This window comes from Methanobacterium paludis (genome assembly GCF_000214725.1).
Lineage (GTDB): Archaea > Methanobacteriota > Methanobacteria > Methanobacteriales > Methanobacteriaceae > Methanobacterium_C > Methanobacterium_C paludis.
In genome coordinates this window covers 1,627,388-1,644,741 of the sequence record NC_015574.1, presented here as the reverse complement: position 1 = coordinate 1,644,741, position 17,354 = coordinate 1,627,388, and the positions used below count along the sequence as shown (strand labels likewise).

The window sequence follows — 17,354 nt, the reverse complement described above, 5'->3', positions numbered from 1 at the left end:
TTCATTTGCATGCACCGCAGTTGTAACAGCCAAAGGTCTCGCACCATGGAGTTATATCTCCTTTGATGGCTTTTTCATATTCTTCAAGAAGGAACTCCTCTTTAACCCCAACATCTATGTTTTTCCATGGAAGCTCGCTTTCTGGATCTCTCCTGACTGCAAGTTTCTTCCACTCTGCAATTGAAACCCTGTCTCGCCATGATCTTTCGATCACATCCCCTAAATCTGAATCACCGTTTGATAAAACGTACTGTACAAGGGATGTTTTCGGATTTTCAATTTTAAACGACTTTAAATTAAGTTTTCTTAAGTAATCGATCTTGGATTTTATATCGTTGAAATCAAATCCTGCCCACTGGAAGGGGGTATTTGGTTTGGGTATAAATGGATTTACGCTTATTCTTACAGCTTTATTTCTATCTGCCATTTTTGTCAGTCTTTTTATTAATATGGACAGATCTTCAACATCTTCCATAGTTTCTGTTGGTAAACCCAGCATGAAATAAAGTTTAACATTCATTTTGTCCTTAAAAGCGGTTTTTATGGTTTCAACTATCTTTTCATCGGTTATAGGTTTGTTAGCAACTTTTCTGATTTTCCATATTGATTCTGGGGCTATGGTAATGGTTTTAAGTCCGCTCTCCTGAAGTATTTCAAGCAGTTCTGTTGAGATGGATTCTATCCTTAAAGAGGGTGTTGTAACCTGAAAACCCCTCTCATGTAATCCCATGCAGAGCTCTTCTATCCGGGAATGGTCTGAAACTGCTGCACCTATCAAAGCTATCCTGTTGAGTCCTGTGGCCTGCCGGCCCTTCTCTGCAATATCAAAAAGTTTTTTTACTGGCATTTCACGCCTTGGTCTGTAGATACACCCGGCCATGCAGAACCTACAGCCTCTGGTGCACCCTCTTGATACTTCCAGAAGAAATGACCTTCCAAAAGCGGGCATGAACTGTTTATCATCAGTTTCAGGTATGATCTGCCTTAAAGGGTGCCATGCATCTTTCATATCCTCAACCACAGCTATTTTCACGGGATTATCCGGCAGGTAAACTCCTTCAATGTCAAGAAACGCATCAATGTCCTTTCTGGGGTTGTCCAGTTCCAGGTACTTGTCGAGAACATCATCTAAGATAACCTCAGCTTCTCCAACAATGAAAAGATCCATGAATTTGCTCATTGGGAGGGGATTTGAACTTGCACAAGGCCCTCCTGCAATTATGAGGGGGTCATCGGATGTTCGATCCTCTTTTCGAAGGGGAATTCCTCCTTTATCCATCATCTCAAGGACGTTGAAATAGTCCTGCTCGTACTGGAGGGAGAAACTCACGATGTCAAATTTTTTGAGGTAAGTGTTGGATTCAAAGCTTTTAGAGTAGGGATAGACAACTCTCTCGCAGTAGGTATCCTCACGTGAGTTTAAAAAGTCGTAGAGAATGTGGAAACCCAGTGAAGACATTGCGCTCCTGTAAAGGTTGGGGTAGCATGATGCAAATCTTACATCAACATCCCTTGGATTTTTCAGGACCACGTTTCGTTCTCGTAGCATAATTTATAATCTAACCTAAAACATAATCAAGATATCTATTTCAAATCTCTTTGACAATATTTTCATAGTATCCATTTCATCGATCCATTCACATATTCAATGAAATAATAATCTGGAAACTAAATAAGATAATCTAAAATAATCAAAAATAAACTAATATAAAAATAAACAATTTTCAATAGTTATATTTTGTAAACGTATAGTGAAATGGAATTAATAATTAAATATAATTTTGTTAGTATTTACTGAATTACGACTTAATTATATCAAAAATCATCAAAAGGTAAAATAAATGGAACCTGATCAATACAAAAAAGTGGCTGTAGGTGGAACTTTTGATAAATTCCACAAGGGTCACAGGAAGCTCCTTGACACAGCATTTGAACTTGGCAGTTACGTTGTTATAGGTGTTACTTCAAATGCATTTGGAGGATTAAAGGGTAAAATTGACCCTTGCAATGTGAGAATGTCTAATTTAAAAGGATTACTTGAGAATAAACATATAAACTACGATATTCAACAATTGAACGAACCCTACGGCACAACTATAGATGACGAGGATATTGATGCCATAGTTGTAAGTGAGGAAACAGAACCAACAGCCTTCAAGATAAACAGAATAAGAAAAGAGAAGGGAATGAAACCGATTGATATCATAACCATTCATATGGTGCTTGCAGAGGATGGAAAACCAATTTCATCCACCAGAATACGTAAAGGTGAAATAGACAGGACTGGTACAATTATTAAGGAATATTAATGTATTTTTCATATTTTTTAGTTATAAATGAAATAAAACTTAATCGTGTGATCTTATGAAAGTTGCAGTTGGATCTAAAAATCCTGTGAAGGTCAAAGCCACTAAAAACATTTTAGAGAAGATCTATGAAGATTTGGAAGTTCTTTCAGTGGATGCAGATTCCCAAGTACCATCACAGCCTTTTGGATTGGATCAGACCATAAATGGCGCCATAAACAGGGCAAAAAATGCATATTCTACTGGTGAATTTGACCTCTCAGTTGGCATTGAATCTGGACTTATGGAAACCCCCAATTCAATAACAGGATACATAGACTTGCAGTGGTGTGCAGTATTTGATGGGGATAAAATAACTTTGGGTGTGAGTTCCGGGTTTGAATACCCTCCGATGGTTATAGAAGAAGTTTTAAATGGCGTTGAAGTTGGAGATGTTATGGATAAGGTGACTGGTGTTGAGGACCTTGGAGAGAAGGCAGGTGCGGTCAGCTATCTTTCCAGGGGAATGCTTGACAGAACAGAAAATACCGAGCAATGCGTTTTGACTGCGATGATTCCCAGGATGAATGAAGAAGTTTATTTTAAGGATTAAAATAGGTTTTATTGGATTTATTTTTGGGATTGGGATTAAATTTTAGTATTTAATGATATTTTAGGAAGATATTAAAATTTATTTTAGGATCTTTTTTTCCACATTTTTTGCATTCTGATCACCTCAAGCACTATATATTTTCATGTCTATTCACCATATTCCCCGCTCGTTAGAGTTATATCTGAAAAGAACAAAAGACTAGATCAAAGACTAGAATTGGTGGTTTCTTTTGGATAATTATGATAAAAGCTTAGAAAACAAATCTAATAAATTTTATAGTGCTCTAAATAAGTACTCTCCTTACATTTCACTTATTCTATTGACGTTGATTGTAAGTGTGATCACGTATTATCGTGTATTAATTCAAATGGACATTGGTCCACTTTCAGATAGCTGTGACTTTCTTTCAGATGCACTGGTATATGCAGGGCAGGGTATGGGCTATGCAGACTTGTTAAGACCACCCCTTTTCCCATTCATAACTTCCCTCTTCTTTAAATTGGGATACATTTCCACCAGCACAATTTTTGTTGTTGACGGTGTTCTGTTTGTCTTGGGGGTTATTGGATTCTATTTACTTTTAAAGCTCCGTTTTAATGATATTGAAAGCTTTTTAGGTGCTTTAATATATTCCACCTTTCCAATTGTCATTGCAGTTCTGGGCTGTGGGTTTTCAGATCTTGCAAGTGTTTCTTTTACGATCTGGACATTTTATTTCCTGGTTTTAGCTGTTAAAAAGAATTCTAAGTTCTTTTATTTAGTATTTCCATTTGCAATGTTTGCTTTTTTGGCAAGGTACAATTCTGCACTCATAATATTCCCAATTGCACTTTATATCCTGATGAATAGGGATAAAATAAACTTCAAAAACATATTTATAGGAATTTTCTGCGCACTTTTAGCAATTGTCCCTGTTTTTGTTTTCTTTTATGAAAAATTCGGAAACATGATCTACCCTTTCATGTCTTTTTTTGGTGCAACTTCATCTTCAGTTCCACTTTCACCGGAAAATGCATCATATAATTCTAATTTACTCTACTTCATAGACAAATTTCCTGCTTTTATAGGGTTCGATGGTGTTTTAGTTATACTAATAATTGTAGTGGGTATTCTGATTTACAGTATACTCAAGTTAAGAAGGAAATCTGAAGATAAAAGGCAGTTATTTAGTGGACTGCACCTTGAAACTGCTGGTACAAAATTAAAGTTGATTCTGCTGGCACTTTTATTACTACTATTTATTGGAACGTTTGGCAAGATTTTTTACATGCTGAGTGAAGTAATATTCTTTGCTGCCTGTTACATGTTCTATGACCTTTCAAAAAGCCTTAATATAAAAGATATGGATCTCCACATCCTATTTTTTGCCTGGTTCATGGCGTTTTTCATATTCCACAGTGTATATATGATCAAGGACAATAGATATTTCGTTGTAATGGCCCCACCAGTGGCTTATTTCATGATTCTAGGATTGAGTGGAGTTTCAGATAGATTAAAATTTAAAATTAAAAATAGAAATATTACATTCCCATTAATTGCAGTAGTTTTGACTTTAATTTTACTTTTATCCACAGCATCTTACTTGCCTACAGTTCAGCAGGCAAACAATGACACCAAAATTACTGATGAGAACATAATTATAGCAACTGAATGGTTGGCAAGCTATGATCCTGCCTACAAAAATAAAACAATTTATTCAGATTTGTGGCCCAATTTCAGCTGGTATTTAAAGACCAATGTAAAAATGGTGCCTGTTTTTAAGGATAACCAATCATATTCTGGTGGAGTTAAGGATCAAACTTTTAATCAGAATGATATAAAGGATTTCAACAATTATTTGGAGGGTAATAATGCTGATTACTACTTCTCAATTCGAAAGGGTTTGAATTTAACATCATACAAACAGATTAAGCAGTTTGGGAATGTGATTGTGTATGAAAAAATAAATCAAAGCACTTAAAATTTAATTTTCACGTTTTGGAAGTAGTGATACGATGTAATTTTTTGATTTTTATTATAGTAATTAGCCGATGTTTGATCCATTGCGTTAGAGTTATAACTGAAAAAAAATAAAAGAATTTTTATAGACAATTAATTTTAAAGGAAATTATTATTGGTGGTTCATTTGGATAATTCTGAAAACAGTTTAAAAAAGAAATTTGGGAAACTAGATGGCCCTCTGAAGAAATATGCTCCTTATATTTTCCTTTTTATATTAACCTTGATTGTAACTTTAATCACTTATTACCGTGTATTAATTCAAATAGAGATAGGTCCCGTCTGGGATACTTACGATTTTCTATCAGATGCATTGGTTTTTGCAGGTCAAGGGATGGGGTATGCTGATTTAACCAGACCACCTCTTTTACCATTCATAACTTCAATCTTCTTCAGGTTAGGATATGCATCTCCAACAACAATTTTCGTTGTGGATGGTGTTATGTTCATTTTTGGAGTTATTGGATTTTACTTACTTTTAAAACTCCGTTTCAATGAGATTGAAAGCTTTTTAGGTAGTTTATTATATGCAACATTTCCAATTGTAATTTCATTTGTTGGTGTTGGTCTTTCAGATATTCCTAGTGTTTCCTTATCAATTTGGGCTTTTTATTTCACAGTTTTAGCTGTCAAAAAGAATTCAAAGTTTTTTTATTTATCATTTCCATTTGTGATGTTTGCTTTTTTAACGAGGTATCCTGCAGCTCTTATGATTTTCCCAATGTTTTTGTATATTTTGATAAATAGAGATATAACTAAAAAAATTAAGGATATAACAGTAGGGATTGTTGCATCACTTTTGTTCATAATTCCAGTACTTATATTTTCTTATCAAAAATTTGGCAACCCACTATATACATTTATAGCCTTTTTTGGTTTAACATCCACATCAACACCTATTTCGCCTGAAAACTTTTCATATAACACCAATTTACTCTACTTCCTGGAAAACTTACCCTCTTATATAGGGGCTCAGGGTGTTGCAGTTATCTTAATAATCCTATTGGGGATTATAATTTATGCGGGTTTTAATTTGAGGAAATCCCGAGATAAAAAAAAGTTGTCTTTTATTTTTAATTTTGAAAGCTCCAACATAAAAATAAAATTAGCCATATTTTTGGTATTTTTATTAACATTTGTTGGAACATTTGGACAGATTTTTTACATGTTAAGTGAAGTAATTTTCTTTGTTATGTGTTATGTGTTCTATGATCTCTCCAAAAATCTTAATATAAAAGATATGGATATTCATCTATTGTTCTTTGCTTGGTTTATGGCGTTTTTCATATTCCACAGTGTCTTTGTAATAAAAGACAATAGATATTTTGTCACAATGGCTCCAGCAGTTGCATATTTCCTTATTTTGGGATTGAGTGGTGTTACAGGGAAATTGAAATTTAAAGTCAAAAACAGGAATTTAATGTTTCCAATATTTGCTTTGATTTTGACTATAATGATATTAGCATCTACAATTTCATATTTACCGAGTGTTAAACAGGCAAACACTAATCTTAAAGTTTTGGATGATAATGTTGCTTCAGCAAGCGAATGGTTTGTAAATTATGATCCTGACTACAAGAATAAAACAATATATTCTGACGTGTCCCCATATTCTGGATGGTATTTAAAGACCAATGTGAAACTGATGTTGATTTTTAAGGATAATCAATCATATTCTGGTGGAGTTAAAGATTATAATTTTAGTCCAGAGGATAGCAAAGCATTTAACCAACATTTAAAGAATAATAATGTAGATTATTATTTCTGTATAAATAAAGGGTTGAATTTAACATCATACAAAACTGTTAAACAGTTTGGTTATGTTGTTATATATGAAAAAAAGCCATAGGACATAAGATTTTTTTTCTCACAGTGGGTGAAACTTTGAATGCGTACAAAATTTTTGTCCAGAGACTTGGATTGATGGGTGCAACAAGTATTCTTGTAGCATTAAGCACATTAATGCTGATCCCGGTTTTAACAAAGAGTTTTGGAGCTGTGGGTTATGGAATTTGGATTCAAGTAGGTGTAACCGTAGCGTTACTAACGAACATAGCAACTGTGGGATTACTCCCATCTATGATCCGATTTTTGGCTGCGGAAAAAAATAAAGAGATGATACAAGAAGGATTCTATTCCATAATTTCCGTAACTTTACTTGTAATCTCCATAATACTCATTATATTGTTAATATTTTCAAAACCAATTGCTGTAGGGCTTTTTGATGGTAATATCGCGATTGCAAATTTAATGGCATTTATAATATTCTTTGCATGTTTTAATTCAGTTTTTCTTAATTATTATAGAACATTCCAGCAGATAAGAAAGTATTCTTTGTTTACACTTTCTCAAACTTATCTTGCAGTGATGTTTGCAGTTTATCTTACGTTATCTGGTCATGATTTGTTTAGTGTGCTAATTGGACTTTTAATAACTTATTTAATCTTTTTTTTTGTGATGATTTATGATATAATAACTGAAATTGGGTTTAAAATTCCAAATTTCAAATGTCTTAAGCAATATCTAGCTTTTGGAGTACCAACTATTCCAAGTAACATGTCTTATTGGGTGGTTGAATCCAGTGATCGTTATGTGATTTCTATTTTATTGGGGGCGGCGTTTGTAGGGTATTATGCACCTAGTTATACATTAGGTACTGTTATTCTACTTTTAGCACCATTTTCTTTAATTTTGCCTTCTGTTCTCCCAGAGTACTATGATAAACAAGAAATGGATAAAGTTCGAACTTTTATAAATTATTCTCTGAAATATTTCCTTCTTTTGGCGATACCATCCTTATTTGGTTTGTCACTTTTATCGAAACCAATACTTTCAATACTCACAACACCAACTATAACTTTAAATGGGTATTTGGTAACTCCTTTTATCATTTTAGGTACTTTAATATTTGGGATTTATCAAATCATAAATAATATACTCATATTGGAAAAAAAGACCAAAATCATTGGTACTATATGGATTATTGCAGCTGTCTTGAACTTAACCTTAAACATTGTAATGGTTCCACATTTTGGAATTCTTGCTGCTGCTGCGGTCACATTAGTTTCCTACCTTTTTGCCTTTGCAGTTACTCTCCACTACTCCATTAAATACTTTAATTTTAGATTTAAATTTGGATTTGTACTGAAAAGTGTTGTTGCTTCAATCTTAATGTCTTCCATAATTGTTTTAATTAATCCTGAAGGAGTTCTAAATATTTTGATTGTTGTTGGGTTGTGTGCTGTTGTTTATGTTGCAGCTATCATTATATTAAAAGGCATTAACAATAAAGAGATAGAATTCTTTAAGGAATTACTTCAAAGAAGTTCTTAATTTATGGTGCATGTTTATACGAGTTTATAACATTATATTCAAATAATATTTTTATGATCTTAAGAGGAGTGTAAACCTTGAAATTATGTATTGTTCCAACAATGTTTCCAAAATACAAAGGAGATTATTACGGTTCTTTTGTGTATGATGAAGCAAAAAAACTTGTTGAAAATGGAATTGAAGTTCATGTGCTTACTCAACATAATCATGGAATACCTTATGAAGAAATTATGGATGGAATACACGTTCACAGGTTTAGATGGTTGGAACCAAAAGAATTCAGGGCTCTTGTTCATTTTAAAGGATTAAAAGATAATTTAAGGCTTTTAACTTACGTAATTTCACTGTTTTTCAATTTAGTCAAAATAATTAAAAAATATAAAATTAACATCATCCATGCACATTCAGTTATTCCTACAGGATTGATAGGAGTTATCGTGGCGAAAATTATGGGTTGCCCATCTTTTATAACAGCTCATGGTATGGACATCAACAATTTTGATGCAAAATCCATTTATGGACATTTAATCTCATTTTCTTTGAAGCACTGTGACAAAGCAATAGCAGTTAGTGGAGATCTTGCAGAAACAATGAAATCTTTGGGTATAACTAAAGATAAAATCGTTATTTTAAGGAATGCCGTGGATACAAACAGATTTAAACCTTTTAAAAACATGGAGCTTCGCCATAAATATGGAGTTAAAGAAAATGAACTTTTAATACTTTTTGTTGGGTATTTGGACACGTTTAAGGGCATATTTGAGCTTGTTGATGCATTTTATGGGATAAATAAAGAAAATAAAAATGTAAAACTTATGATGGTTGGAACGGGACTTAAGAAAGATGAAATCAAAAAGAAGATTTCTCAGTTGGGTTTGAAAAGTTATGTAATGCTCATTGGTACTGTTCCACATGCTGAAATTCATAGTTACTACCAAATGGCAGACGTTTTTGTTCTTCCATCACATACTGAAGGTTTTCCTTTATCTGTTTTAGAAGCTATGGCTTGTAAAATACCGGTTTTAGTTACTGATGTTGGAGGAATATCTGAAATAATTGAAAATGGTTTAAATGGATTTGTTGTGGTTTCTAATGATGAACATGAATTAACTAATAAATTGAAGATTATTACAAAGGATAAAAACTTAAGAAATGATTTTGCTAATAAATCATATGAGATAATAAGAAATAGTCATTTTGATATGGGAGATAAAATAAAAGTCTTAAAAGAATTATACAGTTATATGGTGAATAAATGAATGGAAAAATATCAGATAATTATTTGGATTATCTTACACGGCTGAATGAACCTTCAAATGAACAGTATGAAATTGCTGCTCGGAGTTATGAAACTAATTATGGGCAATTCTTACCAAAGGATCGAAATGTTAAAATATTAGATGTGGGTTGTGGAATGGGACACTTCTTATATTACTTAAAAGAGAAGGGATATACAAATTTTTTTGGAATAGATATAGAAGAAAATCAGATAGAATTTTGCAGAAGAAATTTTACTGAAAATGTAGAAACTGCAAATGTACTTGATTATTTAAAAAATTGTGAATCCATTTATGATACTATAATAATGAATGATGTTATTGAGCATATCCAAAAAAAAGATACAATGATTTTATTGGATTATGTGATCACTTCTTTAAAAAGTAAAGGAGTTATTATTATAAAAACTCCCAATATGAACAATCTTTTTGGTTTGAGTTTTAGATACCAAGATTTCACCCATGAAATGGGTTTTACAGAAGTAACTTTATCCCAAATTATGAATGCTGCTGGTTTTATAAATATAGCTTTAGTTCCAGAAGTCTATGCTAAATTTGGGTTTAAAAGACGCATTGCTAATATAATTAGATCTATTTTTTATAAAGTTATAAGTATTGCTCATATTATAAATAACGGAAAAGCACCGGAAATATTAACTCCCAATCTTATTTTAGTAGCTCAAAAAGAGTAATAAAAAGAAATTTAAATAAAATTTTTAGTAATTTGTAAACTGTTTATTTTAAAATTTTTGAAAAAGAACTGTATAAAGGCATTATCAAACCAATTAATGGCAAATATACTAAGAAAAATATAATGAACTGGGAGATACTTTGATATAATAAGGAATATTTCCTTAAAACTTTTAAAAAAAAGAATCGATTCTTAATTCGATTATAATGTGTTAATAATTTATTTTTGTAGAGTTTTTCCCGAGACTTACTTATTTTATGTTTTATCACTGAGTTTGGGTTGTAAATTACTTTTAAGCCAGATCTTGTAGTTCTAATACAATAATCAATATCTTCCCACCCAAAGAAAAGTTTTGAATCTAATAACCCTATTTTTTTTATTAAAGACGAACGTATGAAGAGAGCACAACCACTCACCCAATCAACTTCTTTGACAAATTTTGAATTGATAAATCCCAAATAACCACTCCACCATTCTATTTTACGGCCTACGGACCATAATTTGTTTGGTTTATTATAATAACAAATTTTTGGCCCCATAACTCCGATATTTTTATCAATTTCTCCGGTGTTACTCAATTCTCCCAAAAACTCTTTATCAACCACAGTATCATTATTTAAAAGTAAAATATAAGTTGGATTTAAGTTTTTAAGTGCATATCTCATTCCAATATTGTTTCCTTCGGCAAAACCGTAATTTTTTTCGTTTTTTATAAGTATGAGTTTGGTACAGGAATTTAAATCTTTAGATTGAGGTTCATCAGTCTTTAAAGACTCTTCTTTTGAATATTCAATAATTTTTATAGGTTTATTTTTTGAATTGTAATCGAAGAATTTAGATTTTACTTTTATTTTTCCTTCGGCATAATTTTTTATTTGTCTGATTGATTTATCTTTAGAATGATTATCTACAAGGATTATGTCATAGTTAGAATAGTTAATCTGATAAACTGATTCAAGGCATTCTATGGTATCTTTCCATCCGTTCCAGTTTAAAATTATTATTGAAACTTTTGGATTATCCATGATACCACCTGATGTTTATTATGAATTAATACTTACTAAAAAAGATTTATATTTATTATTTAAACCTTTTCCTCATCAATCTATTCTCCTTTTGAATTATATACATCTCCTTTTTAAGAAGGCTTATCTGTGTTGCAACAAATCCAAAGATAAGGACTTGTATTCCTGATACTAACATGAGCACCATGAACAGCATTAAAGGTCTTGTAGGATCAAGAGTGCCCATTAGATACTGATAAAACAGATATACGGCACTTATTGATCCAATAAAACATAAAATCAACCCGATCATACCAAATAACATCATTGGTTTTTCATAAAATGAAAATAAAACATGGGTAATGGTTTTTGCTCTGAACTTAAGTTTGGACTGGCCTAACTTTCTTCCTTCAAGCACTGCAGGAACCTCTTTTATTCTGAAATGGTTCGCATTAACTTTTGATAAAATTTCAAGGTTGATTTCTGTACCGTTTGATTCTAGTTCCAACGAATCCAGAACTTCTTTTCTGTAGGCTCGTAAAACACTGGTGACTGTGCTTAAATCTCCTGGAATTGAAAATCCAACGAATATGTTGGCCACTTTACTTATGAACAACCTTACAAATGGAACATTTTTAACTTCTCCACCTTCCATGTAAGGGGAACCAAGAACCATATCTAAGCTTTCATCATTTATCAATTCAGATGCAAGCTTAAGGATATGATCCGTATTATAACTCAGATCCGCATCGATTGTGACAATTATATCTCCTGTTGCATTTTCAAAACCAGTTCTTAACGCTCTGCCCATCCCCATGTTCACAGGATTCTTTAGAACACGCACTTGCGGATTTTTAGATGCAAAATCTTCTGCTAATTTTAAGGTGTTGTCTTTGCTTCCGTCGTTTACCGCCAGAATTTCGTAATCTCCATAATTTTTCATGGCAGCTTTAACTTGGGTCAATGTTTGTAAAACATTGTCTTCTTCATTGTACATGGGTATTATAACAGAAATTCTCATGTTACTTGTTGGGGAAGACTTATTATATATCCTTTTCCAAAATATCCACAGATATACATGAAAATTGCAACAATTCTTGGAACGAGGCCTGAGATAATTAAACTTTCACCGTTGATCCCACTTTTGGATAAAGAATTTGAACAAGTTTTAATTCATACTGGCCAGCACTACTCCTACACTATGGATGAAATATTTTTTGAGGATCTGAAACTCAGAGATTGTGATTACACTCTCAACGTTGGATCAGGTACTCATGCCCAGCAGACAGGGAAAATGATCATGAAATTGGAGGAGGTGCTTTTGAATGAAAAACCGGACGTTGTTCTGGTGCAGGGGGACACTAATTCAACCTTTGCAGGTGCAATAACTGCTTCCAAACTTCAGATCAAGGTTGTACATGTTGAGGCGGGCTGCAGATCCTTTGACAGGAAAATGCCGGAGGAAATAAACCGTACTTTAGTTGATCATTGTTCTGATTTTTTATTTGCACCTGATAAAAAGGCCTTTAACAATTTGGTTGCTGAAGGGGTCCCTCGTGAAAAAATTTATCTTGTGGGTAACACATCGATAGATGCCTGTTTACGCGCCATGAAACTATTCAATCAAGACAAGCTCAATGATTTTTCACTTGAAAAGGAAAATTATGCATTATTAACCATTCACAGGCAAGAAAATACAGGCCATGAAAAATTAAAAGAGATTTTAAATGCTATAAATACAATTACAGATAGACTAAAGGTTGTATTTCCTGTTCATTTAAGAACCAAAAATATTATTGATGAATATGAAATTCAGATAAATGATAATTTAATTTTAACGGATCCATTAGGATATAAAGATTTCATGGGATTACTGGCCAACTCAAAGTTTGTTATGACAGATTCAGGAGGAGTACAGGAAGAAGCTGCAGTTTTAAATGTACCGTGTCTGATTTTGAGGGATAACACCGAATGGATGTCCTACGTGGAACTTGGTAAAAACATGCTTCTAGGAACTGATCAAAGAAAAATAGCAGAGTATGTGGTTGATCTGTTGAATAATGAAGGAAAATTAGATGATATGAAACAGATAAAGGCATATATTAAAGAAGGAGCTTCTGAGAACATTATTTCCATTTTAAAGACGGAATTAATTTTTAAACAGTAAACTGTTAAAATACTTCTTTAATAGGGTGTAATAAATTCTTTATTGAAATTTAAGAGTTGGATCAAATATTGTTCAAAGTTTTAAGATGTTTTGGAAGGGGTTTTATTTTTGCAGGGGCTCCTATTGCCAGGAAGAATGGTGGTACTTCATGGGTAACAATGGCCCCAGCAGCTACCATGGCTCCTTCTCCTATTTTTACATTGGATAAAAATGTGGAATTGGCGCCAATGGATGCACCTCTTTTGATTACAGGTCCTTTAAGATCAAAATCCACTCTTATAGGGTATTTATCGTTTGTAAAACAGGCACATGGTCCGATAAATACATAATCTTCTATAATGGTATTTGTGGGAATATATACGTTGGACTGTATACTGACGTTGTCCCCTATTGAACAGTGTCCTTCTATAATAGAATTGGTTCCAACAAGGACGTTGTCTCCTATTTTAGTTTTTTCTCGGATGGTAACTCCGTGTCCAGTTTGGAAGTTGTCTCCTATTTCCACATCGTTGTATATAATTGAATTGGACCTTATAAGAGAATTTTTTCCAATTAAAGGAGGTTTAGATCTCACTTTATATTTTAGGCCGATGGTTATATTTTCCTGAAATTTGGAGCTCTCAACAACATTTTGAACTTCTGATCCAAAAAATAAACTTTTTATTTTCGCCATATTTCCATTTCCTGAGATTTTGAAAGGCAACATTTTACCCTCTGTTTAAAATTGGAGATTTATTATTTAATATTTTAATAGGATAGTCTACAATTTTATTGTTTCTTTCGTTTATGTGTATTAATGAATTTTAATATTTCCTGTGCCATATTATAATTCTTTTTATTAATTTAGTTATTGATACACAACTAAAATATATTAAATGTCACAATATTGTTATGTTCATAATATTAGTTTAAATTTAAAGGTCCTATTATCTCATATTCCTAAAGAAGGATTAAATAAATTTTTAACGGTGTTTATATGAAAACTATTGATAAAGTTAAAATGGTTACTCCATTTGCTCCATTAATCTTAATTTTTTTATTAATGATCCTCAGACCTTATTATCTATTTCCTGTTGGGGGCGACACTGATTTCCATTTGGCAAGAGCTATGGAAATACTTCAAAATCCACTTCAAGGTCTTTTTTGGGATAATATTACTTATTATCCTATGGGAAGACCTATTTGGCACCAACCGTTGTTCCACGTAGTTTATGCTTTTGTTTGGTATTTGGGAGGTGTTAGATTCGCACAATCTTTTATGTGCATAATACAAGTTTTATTAACAGTTGGCGTAGCATCTTGGATAGCTAATAAAAGGTACGGCGTTTTTGCAGGTTTCTTTGCAGGTTTCTTTGCACTGTTTATCCCTGCACCTTCAACTCTTATCGCAGCTATTCCTGCAACTTATGTGCCAATTTTAGCAGTATTAACCATTTATTATATTCCTCAGGATAAAAAAAAGGCTTTTGCAATGTCTTTATTGGCTTTATGGACTCATATGACTGCTTTAGCTAGTTTTATACCCTTGTTCATTGTAGATAATTATAAAGACAAAAAAAACCTAAAAATAATTGCTCTTCTTTTACCTTCCTGGCTTTTTTGGGTTGGATACTGGATTTATTTTAGTAACAGATTGGTTACTGGAGGTATTTTTTATTCATTTGTCAATCCTAAATTTATAAGTGTTAATCCTGCATCTTATTCCTTTTTAATATTCCTGTCCATTTTGTTACTGGGAACTATTGGACTTTACCTATTGTATAAATTGGATAACAAACAATTCAAGTTGTACCTTACTTATATCTTAACAGTAGTTGGATTCAGCTTATTTGGATTTAACGGAGACTTTTTAAGGTCTTTAGAATTCATAGCATTGCCTTTGGCAATTCTTTCTGGTCTAACTGTGCAAATGGGTTACAATCACATATCTAAAACTCACAGGCCACTACTTTCATCTGTTTTCCTTTTGATGTTTTTGGGTCTCTCACTGTTAGGAGTTACAATCTTTTCAGCGGAATTACCAAATCAACACGGTATGGGATGGAATGCTCTAAATTATCCATTTGAATGGGATTATGCTCCTGTAAAATATTATATTGAAGATAATACGAATAAAAATGATGTTTTATGGGCCCAAAATGATCTTGCAGAAAAGATTGCTTGGATGACAGGCAGAAAAGTCTCCAATGGAATGTATCCTGATGGAATATATGGGGCAACAAGAGGCTTTGCTGATCAACACCAGAAAATCAATGTTTACCAGTCAGACAGATACGTTTTAATCAATGATTTTAATAATAGGACTATTGCACAAATAAAGGTCTCTAACTAAAATAGGTAACAAAATGGAAAATAAGTATTTTTTAAAGAAAAATTGGGATTTAATAATTGTTTTGATATTATATTCCTTATTGACAGTTCTATATTTACATTATTACCAATATAAAACCGGGGGAGATGAGCTTTCCTATATCAATATTGCCCATGAGTATGCTGTGGGTAAATGGGGAGATGCTATTAATGGTTATTGGAGCCCCCTTTATTCATGGTTAATGACGCCTTTTTTATTATTAGGTTCCACACCGCTTTATGCAGTTTATGTATCGAAAATTGTATCTATAATCATAGGATTCTTCACCATAATTAGTGTAAACCGACTATCTCGTACATTTGGACTGAGTAAGGTGGTTAAAAGAGCATTACTATTTTCTCTGGTACCTGTCATTTTATATTTCTCCTTAATGTACAATACACCAGATTTATTGTTAGTGTGTGTCCTTGTTTACTATTTGGCCATCATATTCGACCCAGAATATTCTGATAAGTGGTTTAATGGTGTTTTGTGCGGTTTTCTTGGTGCTTTGGCTTATTTAACAAAGAGCTTTGCGTTTCCTTTTTTTCTTGCCCATTTCATTTTATTTAATCTAATTTATTATTTTAAGGGTTTGAACAGTCAAAAAAGGAGGAATGTGCTTAAAAATATGGTTTTAGGTCTTTTTGTGTTCTTTGTTATAGGTGGATTGTGGGCAGGTACAATAAGCGAAAAATACGGAAAACTAACTATTTCAACTTCAGGCGAACATAACCAGGCTTTGGTGGGTCCAGTTTATGCTGTAAATCCTATAGAACACGCAGCACATCCAATTTATTATATGGGTTTGTTAAAACCTCCATACAACAGTTCCATTAGTATCTGGGACGATCCTTCAACCATTAACATGGTTAAGTGGAGTCCATTTGATTCGGTGGGATCCTTTGAATATGAATTAAAACTCATCTGGGCAAACATTCTTTACACAACCCAAATAATCGAATCATTTTTCTTAATAGCTGTTGTAATAATAGTTGCAGCTGTACTTTTCATATTGAAATCAAAATCTCAAAAAGCCTCAAAAGATAAATTAATCTATCTACTGATAACAATGTTCATTTATGTCGGTGGATACTGCCTTATTGTTCCAGAATGGAGGTATTATTTTCTCATATTCATCTTGTTAATGTTAATGGGTTTCTATTTGATCGATACTTTGTACAAAAATAAGAATCTCAATTCAACTTTAAGAAATATCTTGTTAATTGTTTTAATCCTATCATTTGTAATGGAACCCATATATGAACTAAATTTGTTTGCCACTAGTGAGGATAACGTTTATATTTTGAGCAACAATCTAAAAGATGATTATGGAATACATGGAAACCTTGCTTCAAACAATGAATGGGATAAAGATATTGCTAGTGAGAAATGGGGAGAAATGCTGTGTATTGCTTACTACTCAAATTGTAAATATTATGGTTTAACCAAGAAAAACGAAAACTCAAAGGATTTACAAGGAGAATTGGATGCTAACAACATTGATTACTACTTTGTTTGGGATGATCATGATAACATTACATTACCGGGTTACATGGAAATAACCAACGATGAAATACAGGGTTTGAAAATATACAAGCGTAATGGAGAGAATTAAATCCCATTTAATTAAACC

General features: G+C 32.5%; 14 protein-coding genes. 10 read left to right on the top strand and 4 right to left on the bottom strand.

The window, feature by feature from the left end; translation table 11 throughout:
• Window position 1: 1 nt before the first annotated feature.
• On the bottom strand, window positions 2-1,549 hold the full coding sequence (locus MSWAN_RS07600; RefSeq protein ID WP_013826043.1) for a radical SAM protein: 1,548 nt from the start codon (window positions 1,547-1,549) through the stop codon (window positions 2-4).
• 292 nt (window positions 1,550-1,841) lie between these two features.
• Here MSWAN_RS07600 and MSWAN_RS07595 point away from each other — a divergent pair, with 292 nt between their 5' ends.
• The 7 genes from MSWAN_RS07595 to MSWAN_RS07565 all read left to right on the top strand — a co-directional run bounded on the left by MSWAN_RS07595 (window position 1,842) and on the right by MSWAN_RS07565 (window position 10,198).
• The gene (locus MSWAN_RS07595) at window positions 1,842-2,309 is read left to right on the top strand and encodes a phosphopantetheine adenylyltransferase (protein ID WP_013826042.1); all 468 of its coding nucleotides are present in this window, start codon (window positions 1,842-1,844) and stop codon (window positions 2,307-2,309) included.
• Between the two features lie 55 nt (window positions 2,310-2,364).
• On the top strand, window positions 2,365-2,898 hold the full coding sequence (yjjX, locus tag MSWAN_RS07590) for an inosine/xanthosine triphosphatase (RefSeq protein ID WP_013826041.1): 534 nt from the start codon (window positions 2,365-2,367) through the stop codon (window positions 2,896-2,898).
• A 229-nt stretch (window positions 2,899-3,127) separates the two neighbouring features.
• Window positions 3,128-4,858 carry a glycosyltransferase family 39 protein gene (locus MSWAN_RS07585; RefSeq protein ID WP_013826040.1) on the top strand — a complete coding sequence of 577 codons (1,731 nt, stop codon included), beginning with the start codon at window positions 3,128-3,130 and terminating at the stop codon, window positions 4,856-4,858.
• A gap of 165 nt (window positions 4,859-5,023) precedes the next feature.
• Complete coding sequence (locus MSWAN_RS07580; RefSeq protein ID WP_013826039.1) at window positions 5,024-6,745, top strand: glycosyltransferase family 39 protein; 1,722 nt, start codon at window positions 5,024-5,026, stop codon at window positions 6,743-6,745.
• 35 nt (window positions 6,746-6,780) lie between these two features.
• Entirely contained in the window at window positions 6,781-8,229 is a 1,449-nt protein-coding gene (locus MSWAN_RS07575) for an oligosaccharide flippase family protein (RefSeq protein WP_048188027.1), read from the top strand.
• Between the two features lie 77 nt (window positions 8,230-8,306).
• Entirely contained in the window at window positions 8,307-9,488 is a 1,182-nt protein-coding gene (locus tag MSWAN_RS07570) for a glycosyltransferase (protein ID WP_013826037.1), read from the top strand.
• Window positions 9,485-10,198 carry a class I SAM-dependent methyltransferase gene (locus tag MSWAN_RS07565; protein ID WP_013826036.1) on the top strand — a complete coding sequence of 238 codons (714 nt, stop codon included), beginning with the start codon at window positions 9,485-9,487 and terminating at the stop codon, window positions 10,196-10,198. The genes MSWAN_RS07570 and MSWAN_RS07565 overlap by 4 nt, the downstream gene beginning before the upstream one ends.
• Before the next feature lie 43 nt (window positions 10,199-10,241).
• On the opposite strand, the gene MSWAN_RS07560 is transcribed toward MSWAN_RS07565, so the two are convergent.
• Together MSWAN_RS07560 and MSWAN_RS07555 are read right to left on the bottom strand one after the other, a co-directional pair.
• Window positions 10,242-11,222 (bottom strand): glycosyltransferase family 2 protein, encoded by a 981-nt coding sequence (locus MSWAN_RS07560; protein WP_013826035.1) that lies wholly within the window; start codon window positions 11,220-11,222, stop codon window positions 10,242-10,244.
• Window positions 11,223-11,277: 55 nt separating this feature from the next.
• Window positions 11,278-12,222 (bottom strand): glycosyltransferase family 2 protein, encoded by a 945-nt coding sequence (locus MSWAN_RS07555; protein ID WP_013826034.1) that lies wholly within the window; start codon window positions 12,220-12,222, stop codon window positions 11,278-11,280.
• 57 nt (window positions 12,223-12,279) lie between these two features.
• Here MSWAN_RS07555 and wecB point away from each other — a divergent pair, with 57 nt between their 5' ends.
• Window positions 12,280-13,368, top strand: a complete 1,089-nt coding sequence (gene wecB / locus MSWAN_RS07550) for a non-hydrolyzing UDP-N-acetylglucosamine 2-epimerase (protein ID WP_013826033.1) — start codon at window positions 12,280-12,282, stop codon at window positions 13,366-13,368.
• A gap of 61 nt (window positions 13,369-13,429) precedes the next feature.
• Here wecB and MSWAN_RS07545 read toward each other — a convergent pair whose 3' ends face one another.
• Entirely contained in the window at window positions 13,430-14,074 is a 645-nt protein-coding gene (locus MSWAN_RS07545) for an acyltransferase (RefSeq protein ID WP_013826032.1), read from the bottom strand.
• A gap of 270 nt (window positions 14,075-14,344) precedes the next feature.
• Here MSWAN_RS07545 and MSWAN_RS07540 point away from each other — a divergent pair, with 270 nt between their 5' ends.
• Window positions 14,345-15,700, top strand: a complete 1,356-nt coding sequence (locus MSWAN_RS07540) for a hypothetical protein (protein ID WP_013826031.1) — start codon at window positions 14,345-14,347, stop codon at window positions 15,698-15,700.
• 13 nt (window positions 15,701-15,713) lie between these two features.
• Complete coding sequence (locus MSWAN_RS07535; protein ID WP_013826030.1) at window positions 15,714-17,336, top strand: ArnT family glycosyltransferase; 1,623 nt, start codon at window positions 15,714-15,716, stop codon at window positions 17,334-17,336.
• Window positions 17,337-17,354: the final 18 nt, after the last annotated feature.

Coding starts and splice junctions, on each gene's coding strand:
- MSWAN_RS07600 (WP_013826043.1), bottom strand. CDS start 1,549: ATGCTACGAGAACGAAACGTGGTCCTGAAAAATCCAAGGGATGTTGAT.
- MSWAN_RS07595 (WP_013826042.1), top strand. CDS start 1,842: ATGGAACCTGATCAATACAAAAAAGTGGCTGTAGGTGGAACTTTTGAT.
- yjjX (WP_013826041.1), top strand. CDS start 2,365: ATGAAAGTTGCAGTTGGATCTAAAAATCCTGTGAAGGTCAAAGCCACT.
- MSWAN_RS07565 (WP_013826036.1), top strand. CDS start 9,485: ATGAATGGAAAAATATCAGATAATTATTTGGATTATCTTACACGGCTG.
- MSWAN_RS07560 (WP_013826035.1), bottom strand. CDS start 11,222: ATGGATAATCCAAAAGTTTCAATAATAATTTTAAACTGGAACGGATGG.
- MSWAN_RS07555 (WP_013826034.1), bottom strand. CDS start 12,222: ATGAGAATTTCTGTTATAATACCCATGTACAATGAAGAAGACAATGTT.
- wecB (WP_013826033.1), top strand. CDS start 12,280: ATGAAAATTGCAACAATTCTTGGAACGAGGCCTGAGATAATTAAACTT.
- MSWAN_RS07545 (WP_013826032.1), bottom strand. CDS start 14,074: ATGTTGCCTTTCAAAATCTCAGGAAATGGAAATATGGCGAAAATAAAA.
- MSWAN_RS07540 (WP_013826031.1), top strand. CDS start 14,345: ATGAAAACTATTGATAAAGTTAAAATGGTTACTCCATTTGCTCCATTA.
- MSWAN_RS07535 (WP_013826030.1), top strand. CDS start 15,714: ATGGAAAATAAGTATTTTTTAAAGAAAAATTGGGATTTAATAATTGTT.